The organism is Anabaena sp. 4-3 (assembly GCF_001597745.1).
In the GTDB taxonomy this organism is placed as follows: domain Bacteria; phylum Cyanobacteriota; class Cyanobacteriia; order Cyanobacteriales; family Nostocaceae; genus Trichormus.
The window spans coordinates 119,025-132,490 of record NZ_LUHJ01000014.1; the positions used below are offsets into that span (position 1 = coordinate 119,025).

Annotated in this window: 10 protein-coding genes; 5 read left to right on the forward strand and 5 right to left on the reverse strand. The window is 42.1% G+C overall.

All coding sequences use genetic code 11. The features are described from left to right. Nucleotides 1-190: 190 nt before the first annotated feature. Nucleotides 191-1,789 carry an ammonium transporter gene (locus A3775_RS03885; RefSeq protein ID WP_066380810.1) on the forward strand — a complete coding sequence of 533 codons (1,599 nt, stop codon included), beginning with the start codon at nucleotides 191-193 and terminating at the stop codon, nucleotides 1,787-1,789. A 114-nt stretch (nucleotides 1,790-1,903) separates the two neighbouring features. On the opposite strand, the gene A3775_RS03890 is transcribed toward A3775_RS03885, so the two are convergent. The 4 genes from A3775_RS03890 to A3775_RS03905 all read right to left on the reverse strand — a co-directional run bounded on the left by A3775_RS03890 (nucleotide 1,904) and on the right by A3775_RS03905 (nucleotide 5,687). Next, on the reverse strand, nucleotides 1,904-2,644 hold the full coding sequence (locus tag A3775_RS03890; RefSeq protein WP_066423946.1) for a SagB/ThcOx family dehydrogenase: 741 nt from the start codon (nucleotides 2,642-2,644) through the stop codon (nucleotides 1,904-1,906). A gap of 18 nt (nucleotides 2,645-2,662) precedes the next feature. Next, the gene (locus A3775_RS03895) at nucleotides 2,663-3,976 is read right to left on the reverse strand and encodes a YcaO-like family protein (protein ID WP_066423948.1); all 1,314 of its coding nucleotides are present in this window, start codon (nucleotides 3,974-3,976) and stop codon (nucleotides 2,663-2,665) included. Continuing rightward, entirely contained in the window at nucleotides 3,973-5,103 is a 1,131-nt protein-coding gene (locus tag A3775_RS03900; RefSeq protein ID WP_066380818.1) for a TOMM precursor leader peptide-binding protein, read from the reverse strand. Before A3775_RS03900 ends, A3775_RS03895 begins: the two co-directional genes overlap by 4 nt. A gap of 236 nt (nucleotides 5,104-5,339) precedes the next feature. Beyond that, a complete protein-coding gene (locus A3775_RS03905) occupies nucleotides 5,340-5,687 on the reverse strand; it encodes a hypothetical protein (RefSeq protein ID WP_066380820.1) in 348 nt (115 codons plus the stop codon). 634 nt (nucleotides 5,688-6,321) lie between these two features. On the opposite strand from A3775_RS03905, the gene A3775_RS03910 reads away from it, so the two are divergent. The 4 genes from A3775_RS03910 (at nucleotide 6,322) to A3775_RS03925 (ending at nucleotide 12,115) form a co-directional block, all read left to right on the forward strand. Continuing rightward, complete coding sequence (locus tag A3775_RS03910) at nucleotides 6,322-8,142, forward strand: ABC transporter ATP-binding protein (protein WP_066380822.1); 1,821 nt, start codon at nucleotides 6,322-6,324, stop codon at nucleotides 8,140-8,142. Nucleotides 8,143-8,333: 191 nt separating this feature from the next. After that, on the forward strand, nucleotides 8,334-9,749 hold the full coding sequence (locus A3775_RS03915; RefSeq protein WP_066380824.1) for an ammonium transporter: 1,416 nt from the start codon (nucleotides 8,334-8,336) through the stop codon (nucleotides 9,747-9,749). 73 nt (nucleotides 9,750-9,822) lie between these two features. Continuing rightward, entirely contained in the window at nucleotides 9,823-10,701 is an 879-nt protein-coding gene (locus A3775_RS03920; protein ID WP_082803670.1) for an SGNH/GDSL hydrolase family protein, read from the forward strand. A 205-nt stretch (nucleotides 10,702-10,906) separates the two neighbouring features. Continuing rightward, nucleotides 10,907-12,115, forward strand: a complete 1,209-nt coding sequence (locus tag A3775_RS03925) for a 4-hydroxy-3-methylbut-2-enyl diphosphate reductase (RefSeq protein ID WP_066380828.1) — start codon at nucleotides 10,907-10,909, stop codon at nucleotides 12,113-12,115. Between the two features lie 189 nt (nucleotides 12,116-12,304). Here A3775_RS03925 and hpf read toward each other — a convergent pair whose 3' ends face one another. Next, on the reverse strand, nucleotides 12,305-12,952 hold the full coding sequence (gene hpf / locus A3775_RS03930) for a ribosome hibernation-promoting factor, HPF/YfiA family (RefSeq protein ID WP_066380829.1): 648 nt from the start codon (nucleotides 12,950-12,952) through the stop codon (nucleotides 12,305-12,307). Between the last annotated feature and the right edge of the window lie 514 nt (nucleotides 12,953-13,466).

Below are 13,466 nucleotides of genomic sequence, written 5' to 3' on the forward strand. Positions count from 1 at the left end.
AAATATTTACAAAAGTGCCATTAATTTTCTAAACTTCTATTTATGTTAATTGATGTAATACTGTACAAACAGCCTACAAGTGATTTCATCAAAAATAATGCAAATACACAGTTTTTAACTGTAGAAATTAGGTTTTTTCATTAAATTGTACTTCCTGTTAAACATAGCCGGAAGCTGAGGAGTCCTACTGATGTACAAACAAAAATCGAAATTAAAAAATAGGCGAATTTCCGCAAGAAAATCCGCTAAAACCATTCAATTCAACTCAAAAAGTAAGTTATTCAATTTAGTTAAGCGACTTTCTCCGAGTTGGCAAGCTTGCTTACCAATAGCTTGTTTAATTGTGTTGGGATGGGGTTATGCGGCGGTTGCACAAAGTCCAGCAGCCGAGCAAACCACAGCAGAATTGAAAACAGAATTGAAAGTTGCCCTAGACACGCTTTGGGTAGCGATCGCCGCCTTTTTGGTATTCTTCATGAATGCTGGTTTTGGAATGTTAGAAACCGGCTTCTGTCGCCAGAAAAACGCCGTTAACGTCCTCGCCAAAAACCTGATTGTCTTTGCTCTCGCCACCGTGGCTTTTTGGGCAATTGGTTTTGGTTTCATGTTTGGCGATGGCAATGACTTTATTGGTTTAAACGGCTTTTTCCTAACAGGAGCCGATAACAGTCCTACCACGGGAGATGCTTATCAAGGTGTCTTTAGTGCATTAAGTTGGGCTGGTGTACCACTAGCTGCCAAATTTTTATTTCAGTTAGTGTTTGCGGGAACAGCAGCCACAATCGTTTCTGGTGCAGTTGCAGAAAGAATCAAGTTTGTTGATTTCTTAATTTTCAGCATTTTACTTGTAGGTATCGCTTACCCGATTACCGGACACTGGATTTGGGGGGCTGGTTGGTTAGCAGACAAAGGCTTTTGGGATTTTGCGGGTTCTACAGTAGTTCACTCAGTCGGTGGCTGGGCGGCTTTGATGGGTGCAGCATTTCTTGGCCCCCGTATCGGTAAATATCAAGATGGTAAAGTTGTGGCTCTACCCGGTCACAATATGAGTATTGCCACTCTCGGCTGTTTAATTCTGTGGTTAGGTTGGTTTGGTTTTAACCCCGGTTCGACAATGGCAGCTGATCCCAATGCCATTACTCACATCGCCTTAACAACTAACATGGCTGGTGCAGTTGGTGGTATTGCTGCGACTGCGACAGCTTGGTGGTATTTAGGCAAACCAGACTTGTCGATGATTATCAACGGTATTCTGGCAGGTTTAGTAGCGATTACAGCCCCTTGTGCTTATGTCAGCATTCCTAGTGCTGTGATTATTGGTTTGATTGCTGGTGTATTAGTAGTTTTTGCAGTCACAGTCTTTGACAAACTTGGTATTGATGATCCAGTAGGTGCTACCTCCGTTCACCTGGTTTGTGGTGTTTGGGGGACTCTGGCAGTTGGTTTATGGGCTGTTGGGCCTGGTGTTTATTCCTGGTATGGTGAAGGTGCTGGGCCTGTTAAGGGCTTATTTGCTGGTGGTGGCTTAGAACAGTTAGGCATCCAGTTTTTAGGCGTGATTTCTGTCGGTGGTATGACTGTGCTAATTAGCAGTATCTTTTGGTTAGTGCTGAAGGCGACTTTAGGTATCAGAGTCACCAGAGAAGAAGAATTGGAAGGTTTAGATATCGGTGAACACGGTATGGAAGCCTACAGTGGATTCCTCAAAGAAGCTAGCCCTGGCGGATTTGCAGACGGTGGTAAATTTGGCGGCTACTCATCAGGTGAGGATTTGTCCAAAACAATTTAACAGAGTAGAACAGTTTGTATATCTGGCTTGTGATCACAACCCGCTCCTCCAACTTTTGGTGTTTTTAGAGGTGGCGGGTTTTTCTTGAGCAAATCCACCGAGGAATTACGTATATTAGGGTATAGCAGTAGCCTCACTGCCAACAGCCAGACAGTAAAGCGCAGCATGACGTTGACCATCAATACCTAAAATATGATTGACGCTCATATCGTGGAATCCACCGATACAAAGACTACCAAGCCCTAATTCCACAGCCATCAGACAGATATTCTCAGCTTGATGACCGGCTTCCAGCAGAATAAAACGATAGCCGCGTGTACTATATTTGCAGAGCGATCGCATGAAAACGCCAGTCAGAATCAACAGGGCATTGGCATTAGCAATATAATCCTGTTGTAATAAGGGCGTAACAAAATCTTGAGGTGTAGACTCATTCACCCAATGCAACCCATGATGGCGCGGCTCATAGTGGTATAGTCCATCAGATAAATCTGACACTGCCCGTGTAGAGACAAATAGCTCAATCGGAAACAGTCCACCAGCAGACGGAGCATTTCGCCCTTCGTAAGCATAGCCTTCTACCTGACGCAACCCATTAATACCACAGGCTGCATCCAATAATTGAGCCAAATCAATCAATGGCATCTGGGTATTTTGAAAATCCCTTACCGAATGACGTTTTCTTAATAGATTGGTGAGGTAGTTATCTGATGGTACTGCTGGCAACTCCCGAATAGGTGCCTCTGGCATATACCGCATTTCCGTAGCCGGAACCTGTTTGGTATGACCTCCTGGTGGTGGAGAATTTAAATGATAGAGAAGAGTTAGTTCCAGAGGCTCATTAGCTTTGTACATTGCTGCAATTTCCTAATTTTACGCGATGGGATGGGGGCAGGGATTGAGGTCAGCTTCAGTACGACGACCACCATAACCCAACCGTTCTGGAACTTCAAACAAACGCCGTGAGCCTAATGGCTCTTGCCCAAGTCCAAAATATATCGGCACTAATTCAGTTGCTAAAGTCCTGACTACTCGAAAACCCACCGATGCAATGTCAGGGGTGGTAATATCAACTAAATATGCTTCCACACCCACTGAGTTTAATTTTGTCACCACTGTTTGCAACTTCTCAACTTCTGATTGAGATGTGTCAGTAGGTAAATCTTCGACTTTGAGCGATTGGTCATGTTTCAAGAGAAAGTCTAACTCACCCAGCCGTGCTGTTGTATAGAAAAAAGCACTATGATCATCCATACTTTGGACATCATCATATTTGTGGAGATGAGAACCAGCACCGTTAGCCATCCGTTCCAAATCACCAGGGCGGGCTTGACAAATTTCAAATATTGCTTTGCGTAGTGCCGTTTGGCCATCAAGATGACATCCCAAACCGATAACTACAGCCGGCCCTTGACCTGAATGATCAATGGCGATCGCTACCACCACAGGCACTTTTACATCAGTGGTAAAATCGAATGCCATTAACTCAATCTCAAATCTGGCATAATTACGTGCAATTTCTGACATGATTCCTGGTTGGTGGTCAAAATATATTCTTGGCGCAGGTAAGCGATTTAACCAAGTAACGATTAAAGCATCACGCTCAATCAACTCGCACAAGCCACCATAAGCCGCAGATTCTAAACAAGAGCCTGTAGCCATGCCATTAGAAGAAGCTGGTACAATATCATCTCCTGGTTGTTCACCGCACCAGTCAAGATAAGTTAAGGACATGGGGACGAAAACTTGACGGTTGCTGCCAAGTACCTGAGCTGCAATCCATGAAGTCTGCACTGTGGGATCAAAAGCCGGAAAAGGGAAATTCAAGTCAGAGTATTGTCGCTCAGAAAAAGAGTAAAAAGTTGGTGGAGGCAGGGCGCGATCGCCTAACTCTGCGTAGCTACTAACAACTATTCGCCGACGATCAACAATCCCTCCACAGTAGCGTTCCAAGGATTCACCAACAGCACCTAAAATTGCCTGCTCATCAGTCACGCCCTTGCCTACACCGAAGCGTAAATTTTCGACTTGCTGTTTGCGAATTTGGTAATTGGCTAATTCAGCCTGCCATAAGACTGGCAATTCACACTCTGTATATGGCTTACTGATTCTTTCCATTGCTCGGATGATACCAGTATGCGGGCTGACCAAATCCCGCCAACGCGGACTAGCTACTACTGCATTCACGGTGTTTTCTCCTGACGTTGGGAACAATGAGGGCAACCAGGTTTCTTCAGTACAACATTGTGAGTCAGCTGTGTAGTGATTAAATCTAGATGCAGTAATTTACCTTCAGTAGCGATTGGCAAACCCAGCAACATCTTTAATGCGTCAAGGGCTAAGTAACTACCAACTAAGGTATAACCTATCGGTAAGTTTTCTCGGAGCCGTGGTTGAGAACGCCGTTCTCGGTTGAGAAACTGCTCAAGTGCCAATTTTGCCTCTGGAAGCTTGGCGCAAGCCATAGACCGCAGCCGATAGCAGAGATAACAAGGGCCATCCTCAAAAAATACTAACGGCCCCACAGTTGCCTCCACCCCAGCTGCTCCCCCTGGGAGCAATGGGCGTTTCATCTGCAAACATAGTCTGTTGAGACGATACGCTAAATTGACTGATACTGCATCGGTGGCAACAACAACCAAGTCAACGTCTTGAATTGATTTACTGACTATTTCATCATTATTTAAAGGATCTGTCACACTCTCAGTTTCGGTGACTCCTGCCATCGCCTCAATTCGTTGAGCAGCTTCCACCACTCGCTCAGTACCAACTTGATTTAAGTCCCTACCCGACATCATCAGCACATCAGAGGGAACTATATCAGCATCATCGCACAGACGCATAAAACCAATTCCAGAACCAGCTAATGTCATTGCGGCTACTAATCCTGAACCTCCTAGTCCAAATACAGCTATTCGAGCATTGGCTAATTGTTTCTGAGCGTCCTTTTGCTCAAAACCTAACTCATGGTAAAGACTCAGTTGAGGCAGCAATTGAGCGCGACGAGCTAAATCAATTGCATCTTCCTCAAAATCTTCTACTAAACGATGGTCAATTAAAAATTCTAAACATTTATCTAATGAAGAATTTGTGATTTTTTCTTGGACAGCATGACGTATTTCTCCTACGGTTCGGCTGCCATCCAGTAAAGGAAAAACAACTCTATCTACATCGTGCAGAGATTGACCTTTAACTTCTAATGTTCGCCGCGTTGTATTAAATATCATACTTTCCCCATCATGTTCATCTGAGGGGATAACGCGAATAACAAGATGTTCTAGCAGACGCAATCGCTTACTATCATTTAATTTCATAGGGTTGCTTTGATTGTCCTAGTTTTATAAAATATGAGTAAAACTGCAAAAAAGCTAACTCTTGAAGCTAAAATATCATCTGACAAATCACCCAATAGGATATGAAGTTATATTTGATTTAGCTCATAGTCTCTATTTGAAAAACTAATTTCTAATTCTAATAAGTAAAAAAACGAGTCTTTCTTGAATTAATATTTAATTAAAACTCAAGAAAAACTCGTTTTAAAATATTAATATTAGTTGCCAAATTCAAGGTCTAAATTCTCTTCCATCACATCTGATCCTGATTCCAAACTACTGAAACTACTAAATTTTCTACCACAGCGACGATAACATTTGCGCCCACAGTAACGACATCGACTCCAGCAGTATCCACCACAATATCCACCGCAGTATCCACCGCAGTATCTACGGCATCGACTAACCCATCTTTGGCTAGTTTCAGAATCCAACACTCCTGGTAAAACTAATTTTTCTAAAGCAGCGATTTCTTCTTTAGACAGCAGCGTTTGTTCTAATTTATCTTCGCTGTCTACCAAATACATTTCTAATGTTTGGGTGGTCAGTTTTTCTTCTGCAAGCATTATTCTTTCTCCTTTTAGCTGCAAACCAATACCTGTGTTTCAATCTGTTTAAGAGTTATTGCACAGTTATAGATTTTTTTTCGCATCAAACATTCCTAAAGTAGTATTTGAGCCTGTTAATTTGAGAAAATTCTGCAAAATACGACAACTGTTAATTACCGATTTTTATGCTTTTACAACTCTAGTTCAATAAACAAACTTAGGCTGATAGCTAAAATGTCAACAGTTTACTGAAGTTCAAAATCAATTGGTCGTAAATATGGTAATGTCCCTCATGGACTTGATTTTACCCAAAATACTGGCTTTCAAAAAACTTTCTTTGTCTCTGGTGTTATACAGGAGTTCGTTTTGCGATTATTTAACTCCTACAATAATATCTACTTTATCTTTTTATGTTGGTATTTGTTCCTACTTAAGTAGTATTGTTTTTAGTATTGATAGTAATTTTGTTACTTCCTAAGTAGTATTATTTTTATTCTCGATAGTATTACAGTGTCAGATAGTTGAATTAGACAAAGATTTCTCGAACAAATAAACTCTTACTGTTTGAAAAACATGGCTGTTGCTGAAAAGTCATGAATATGTTTGCAATCTGAGAAATATTGAACTCAAATCAAAAATTAGGTTTACGTCAATGAGCGATTTAAGAGTTTGGTTTGAAGACTATACTAAAGCTTTATTTCGTTCTCTGCCTTTGTTATGGACAGCAGCACCCAGGGAAATCACCATTCTGATTGTTGCTACTTTGTTACAAGGGTTTTTACCTGCTTTAAGTGTGTGGATTACTAAGTTAGTAGTAGATACCGTAGCTACAACATTGACGGCTGGTAGAGAATTGGGTTGGACAATCTTGCTACCCTTAGTTGCGGGTTGGGTAGGTGCTTTGCTGTTAACTACGCTACTTGACCCTTGGAGAACAGCACTGCAAGGAAATCTCAACGATAAATTGATGGCTCAGATGAGTTTGGCGTTGATGCGTAAAGCCAATTCATTCCCAGACCTGAGCCGTTTTGAAGATTCACGATTCTATGATGAGCTACAGATGTTGCAAGAACGGGTTAACTATCAACCCTTGAACTTTTTAGAGAATTTGGTGGAATTAGGGCGGTCTTTGGTGACTGTAGTGGTGATGGTGGCCTTATTGATTCCCCTAGGCTTTTGGATTCCCTTAGTAATTGCGATCGCCACTATACCACAGGTAGTAGTTTCTACTCAGTATGGTAAAACAATTTGGCTAACTTTGTTTGAAAACAGTCCCCAAGCGCGGAGGATGGAGTATTACACTTCAGTAATGTTGACTGACACCTATGCTAAAGAAACTAGGCTATTTCAGTTAGGTTCATTTTTTATTGAGCGTTATCTCCAAGCATTTCGCTCTTTATATCAGACTATGAGCCATCTGCGCGGTAAACAGGCTTTTTGGTCATCTAGTTTAGCTATTTTAAGCACCCTAGGAAATGGCTTTGCTTTTTACTGGGTAGTGCAGCAAGCATTTCGAGGAGCGTTGAGTCCAGGTAGCGTGTTGTTATTCGTGCAGTCTTTAACTTATTTTCAGCAAAATTTAGAAGGATTTGTGGGTAATTGGTTGGAAATATTTGAAAATGCGCTGTTTATGCAGCAATTTTTCACTTTTATCGATAGTAAAACTCCCATGCGATTGAGTTTACCTGGAGAGAAGATACCAAATCCCATTCTTTCCGGTATCACCTTTGAAAAAGTTTACTTTCGCTACCCTGGTACTAGAAAATGGGCGCTCAAAAATGTTTCTTTTACCCTGCACCCAGGTGAAACCGTAGCTATTGTAGGGGAAAATGGCGCAGGTAAAACCACTCTTGTCAAACTACTTGCGAGGTTATATGACCCCTCTAGAGGACGCATTTTAGTTGATGGTATTGACCTGAAAAATTTAAATTTAGAGCAGTGGCGACAGCAAATAGCTGGAGTATTTCAGGACTTTGGACGCTACTCCCTGACTCTAGGTGAAAATATCGCTTTAGGCAACCTCAAAGCATTAGAGCATCGAGACTTACTCAGATACGCCATAGAAAAAGCCGATATCGTCAAATTAGTAGAAAAGTTTCCTACAGGGGAAGACACGCCCCTAGGTAAGCAATTTAGTGGTACAGAACTGTCTGGAGGTCAGTGGCAAAAGTTAGCTTTAGCTCGTGCTTTTGTCCGACAGGAAGCGCAAATATTACTCTTAGATGAACCAACAGCCGCACTAGACCCCCGTAGCGAATATGAGTTATATCTGCGCTTTGTTGAATTAACAAAGGGTAAGACTACTATTTTGATTACCCATCGACTAGCTTCTGTGCGAATGGCTCACAGAATATTAGTTCTCAAAGCTGGTCGATTAATTGAAGATGGCACACATGAGGAACTTTTGCAGCATGGAGGCGAGTATACTGCCCTGTGGAATATGCAGGTTCAACAGTATGGCATTGCTGAGTGAAGCAAGAATCCCCGTATGTAGCGATAGCAAAATGCGGGGAACGTCAACTGTGGTTAAGATGATTTTTTTGTTAAGATTCCCCGAAAAATAAATTTCGAGTAACTTGCACGACAAAAATTTACTGCCAAAAGTAATCAAATGTAATTAAGTATACAAGGTACTTGATCTGCAAGGGAAAAAGACAAAAAGACGTGATCAAGAAAATTTTAACGCTTGGGGTTGTTACCCTATTACTTTTGGCAGTCCCGATGATGGGTGATGCGTTTGCTCAAACTCCAGCAAATGTTCCGGCTGCTGATCCGGGAGATACGGCATTTATGCTGATTTCATCGGCTTTAGTGTTGTTAATGACACCAGGGTTAGCTTTTTTTTACGGTGGTTTTGTGCGATCGCGCAATATCCTGAATACATTGATGATGAGCTTTGTATTGATGGCGATTGTGGGTGTCACCTGGGTTTTATGGGGTTATAGTCTTTCGTTTGCCCCTGGGTTGCCGTTGATCGGCGGTCTACAATGGCTGGGTTTAAATGGTGTGGGATTAGAAACCACTAATTATCTGCAAGGTTCAAACCCAGCAGAGGTAGTGACTTATGCGGCGACGATTCCCCATCAAGCATACATGATTTATCAAGCCATGTTTGCTATTATCACCCCGGCATTGATTTCGGGAGCGATCGCCGAACGAATGAGCTTTCGCGCCTATTGTTTATTTGTCTTACTTTGGTCAACCTTCATTTACACCCCCCTAGCTCACATGGTTTGGGCTAAAGGTGGTTTACTGGGATTATACGGCGGTTTAGGTGCGCTTGACTTTGCTGGTGGCACAGTAGTTCATATCAGTTCTGGTGTTTCTGCACTTGTCGCCGCCATCGTCCTAGGGCCACGCAAAACCCACCCCGACCGTCTCAGCCCTCCCCACAACGTACCATTTATATTGTTGGGTGCTGGTTTACTCTGGTTTGGTTGGTTTGGCTTCAATGCTGGGAGTGCCTTATCTGTCGCTAGTGGTACTTCTGGTAATTTAGTCACCAACGTCGCCACAACTGCCTTTGTAGCGACTAACACCTCTGCGGCAGCAGGGGCGTTAATGTGGTTAATTTTAGAAGCGACTTTACGCGGTAAACCAACTGCTGTAGGTGCGGCTACAGGTGCGGTGGCGGGTTTGGTAGGTATTACCCCGGCGGCTGGCTTTGTTGTTCCCTTATCAGCAATTTTGATTGGTTTGATCACCGCTACTGTGTGTTTCTATGCTGTGAGTTTCAAACACAAGCTCAATGTTGATGATGCCTTAGATACCTACCCTGTACATGGTGTTGGTGGCACAGTAGGGGCAATTTTAACAGCCTTCTTTGCCACTGCTGAAGTTAACTCAGCCGGGAAAGATGGGGTATTGCGGGGTAATTTTGGAGAATTAGGTGTGGAACTAGCAGCAATTATCATTGCTTACGTAATTGCGGCGGCTGGAACTTGGATAATTCTCAAAATCATCGACGCTACCGTAGGGTTACGAGTCCAAGAAGAAGCCGAATATCAAGGATTGGATATCAGCGAACACGGAGAAGAAGGTTATAACTCCGAGTTTAGCGATCGCATCGTATCCAAATAAATGGGTAAAATAGTGCCATTCTCCCACTAGCGATTTAAAATCTGAGTCAAATCATTGCAAAATTTCGCTAGTCGTGTCCACTACTGCAAAAACCTTTCCTGTTTGGGCTTTTTTCTTACTGGCAACCAACGGCATACTGATGTTGGCGGTGATCTTGCTGCTTTGGCAACAGCAGAGATTGACCGCTTTTTCTAGTAATCCACCGTCTCAACTTCCAGAGAAACAACCCCAAGCTGTCAAACCAGAGTTAGGCCCTCGCCATCAACTCAATTATCAACAGTGGTTAGAGATTCTGGAGCAAGAAGCCAAAATAGCAGCTGATCAGCGTCCGCCAAAATTAACCATACTAGCAGGGGATTCTTTAAGTTTATGGTTCCCCGTAGAATTATTACCAAAAGATAGAAACTGGCTCAATCAGGGAATTTCTGGCGAAACCAGCAATGGTTTATTAAAAAGATTAAATTTATTCGACAATACCCAGCCAGAGACGATTTTTGTCATGATTGGGATTAATGACCTGATTCGGGGAGTCAGTGAGCAGGTGATTTTAGATAATCAACGCCAAATCCTCAGTTACCTCCGAAGAACCCATCCCCAAGCTAAAATCTTTGTTCAGTCAATTTTGCCACATGGGGGAGAAACAGCCACTTGGGAAGGTAGAGAAAAATTACTAGCTATTCCTAACAGTCGCATTCAGCAGTTAAATGAGCAGTTAAAAAGCATAGCAGCTAAACAAGGTGTTGAATATCTAGATTTGTATTCTTTATTTGTTAATCAACAAGGTAATCTCCGCCAGGAATTGACTACGGACGGCTTACATCTCAATCCCGCCGGATATCTAGTTTGGCGCACAGCCTTGCAGATTTATCAGCAGCGAATAGGGACTGGGGACAAATCAATTCAAAATTCAAAATACCCTACGGGAAGGCAAGCCTACAAAATTCAAAATTGAAGAATTTCTGCCTCCGCTCCTCCGCTCCTCCGCTCACGGCAGTCCGCTCAAGTCGGGAAACCCGCCCACGCGGCTGCCTCCCCTGCTTCCTCATCCCCTCCACCGTGGAAAACGATAAAATTTTTCTGCATATCTCGATTTGGTCAAGTAAATCGTGTCATCGCACGAGAAAATCATAAACAGGAGATACTAACGAATACAACAGATGGATACAAAAGCTTTTAAACGTTCACTGCAAAATTCAGAGAATTATAACCGTAAGGGGTTTGGTCATCAGGCTGAAGTGGCTACCCAATTGAAATCTGAGTATCAAAGTAACTTAATCCAAGAAATTCGCGATCGCAATTACGTCCTCAAACGCGGTGATGTCACTATCCGCTTGGCTCAAGCCTTTGGTTTTTGCTGGGGTGTAGAGCGTGCTGTGGCTATAGCTTACGAAACCCGCAAGCACTTCCCCACAGAACGCATCTGGATTACTAACGAAATTATCCATAATCCTTCTGTAAATCAGAGAATGCAGGAAATGCAAGTGGGATTTATCCCAGTGGAAGCGGGTAAAAAAGATTTTTCTGTAGTTGGTAACAAGGATGTGGTGATATTACCTGCTTTTGGTGCTAGCGTCCAAGAAATGCAGATTCTTAATGATAAAGGTTGCCAAATCGTTGATACTACCTGCCCTTGGGTATCTAAAGTTTGGAATACCGTCGAAAAGCACAAAAAACGCGAATACACCTCAATTATTCACGGTAAATATAAACACGAAGAAACCATCGCCACCAGTTCTTTTGCGGGCAAATATTTAATTGTTCTCAACTTAAAAGAAGCGCAATATGTAGCTGATTACATTCTACATGGTGGCAACCGTGAAGAATTTTTACAAAAGTTTGCCAAAGCTTGTTCACCAGGATTTGATCCAGATCAAGACTTAGAAAGAGTTGGGATTGCTAACCAAACTACCATGCTCAAAAGTGAAACCGAGCAGATTGGCAAACTGTTTGAGCGCACCATGATGCAAAAGTATAGCCCCACTGAATTAAATCAACATTTCCAAACCTTCAACACGATTTGTGATGCTACTCAAGAACGGCAAGATGCCATGTTAGAGTTAGTAGAACACAAATTAGATTTAATGATTGTGATTGGTGGGTTTAATTCTTCAAATACTACGCAATTACAACAAATTGCTCAAGAAAAAGGATTGCCTTCATATCATATCGATTGTGTGGAGCGAATTAAATCTATCGCCTCTATTCAACATCGCCAATTAAATGGTGATTTAGTAATCACAGATAACTGGCTACCAAAAGGGGAAATTGTCATCGGTGTTACTTCCGGTGCTTCTACACCTGATAAAGTTGTGGAAGATATCATTGAGAAAATTTTTGCCCTCAAGGCAACTGTCGCTGTGTCTTAGTTTTAGCCTCTGTAGTGTAAATGTAGAGACGTTGCATGCAACGTCTCTACTTATAGGAATCCTACTTGATTTGTGAATAAAATTAGGTACTTGTGGGGTGGATTAGCAAAGATGACTACACCATGATTCTGGCTTGGATGCTGTACTCTCGCCTAACACACCCTACCTATTTTTTCCCACATCAAATGTTTATCGACTGTGTGATTTTTCTGGCATCAGATTCACGACAACTTTACCGTTTTTGCCGTTGGTATGATGGTGTCCGTTATTATTGCGGGGTTGAATCACACCATAACCGCCGTGATTGCGTTCATAAACAACGTTAATCTCTCCAGTTTCGGCATTACGGAACATATAAAAATCATGTCCAACTAATTGCAGCTGTTCTAAAGCCTCTGCAACAGTCATTGGTGGCATGGAAAAATATTTAGTACGTACTACTTGTTCTGGGAGTTCGGGAGTGCGATCGCCAATTAAATCTGTAACTACTGGTTCGGTTACAATAACTTCATTAGTAGGTTGAGCTTGAGTTTTCTTATCTTGCCTTCTTTCTTTATATTTACGCAGTTGTCGGGAAATTTTATCTGCTACTAAGTCAATGCTTGCATATAGGTTTTCGCTGCTTTCCTCGGCGCGGATAACGCTACCATTTGCATAGATAGTCACTTCCGCCGCTTGTCTGGGATTAATTCGGGGATTGCGAGCTACGCTCAGATGGACATCCACTTCATTTGTGATGTTCTGAAAGTGATTAACTGCCTTTTCTATTTTTTGATGCACATATTCTCGAATCGCATCGGTAATTTCAATATTTTTGCCGTGGATGACAAGCTTCATGTAAACTCTCCCGCTCAATAGCTCAATATTTGATTTGATGTGATGTTGTTTTTCTATGAAAAGAAATTGCGGTAAGTTATGTCACTGCACCAACGCCTCATTTTTGCGGTTTCATGTACTGCTAGTCTGTTTTCTCTCATTCCTTGCCAACTTGATAGTCTTCTCATGTATACTCTTAATTTTGCTCCTTGATTTCTGCGCTGATTCTAAATGGTTGCCAAACAATTAGATAGTCGCGCTATGTTCTCAACAAAGGTCGTCTGAGTAATGAATCTTTTGACTCCCTTCTTTATTAAAACCAACTTGAGATAACGGTTAGTTGTTACTTCTGGTTTGTTCAAGGAGATTTGCTCACTGTTGGTAGAGTACACAAGTTCTTCAAATGTCAACAATGTATGAGATTCATCAGCCAGTACATTTATGTCTGTGTTCATCTTGGCGTGATGCTGATTGTAGAGAATTCCTCCCAACACCTTTGTGTCTATATATTCAAATTAGCACTTTGTTTTCCCGA

Coding starts and splice junctions, on each gene's coding strand:
- A3775_RS03925 (WP_066380828.1), top strand. CDS start 10,907: ATGGATACAAAAGCTTTTAAACGTTCACTGCAAAATTCAGAGAATTAT.
- A3775_RS03905 (WP_066380820.1), bottom strand. CDS start 5,687: ATGCTTGCAGAAGAAAAACTGACCACCCAAACATTAGAAATGTATTTG.
- A3775_RS03885 (WP_066380810.1), top strand. CDS start 191: ATGTACAAACAAAAATCGAAATTAAAAAATAGGCGAATTTCCGCAAGA.
- A3775_RS03900 (WP_066380818.1), bottom strand. CDS start 5,103: ATGAAATTAAATGATAGTAAGCGATTGCGTCTGCTAGAACATCTTGTT.
- A3775_RS03890 (WP_066423946.1), bottom strand. CDS start 2,644: ATGTACAAAGCTAATGAGCCTCTGGAACTAACTCTTCTCTATCATTTA.
- hpf (WP_066380829.1), bottom strand. CDS start 12,952: ATGAAGCTTGTCATCCACGGCAAAAATATTGAAATTACCGATGCGATT.
- A3775_RS03910 (WP_066380822.1), top strand. CDS start 6,322: ATGAGCGATTTAAGAGTTTGGTTTGAAGACTATACTAAAGCTTTATTT.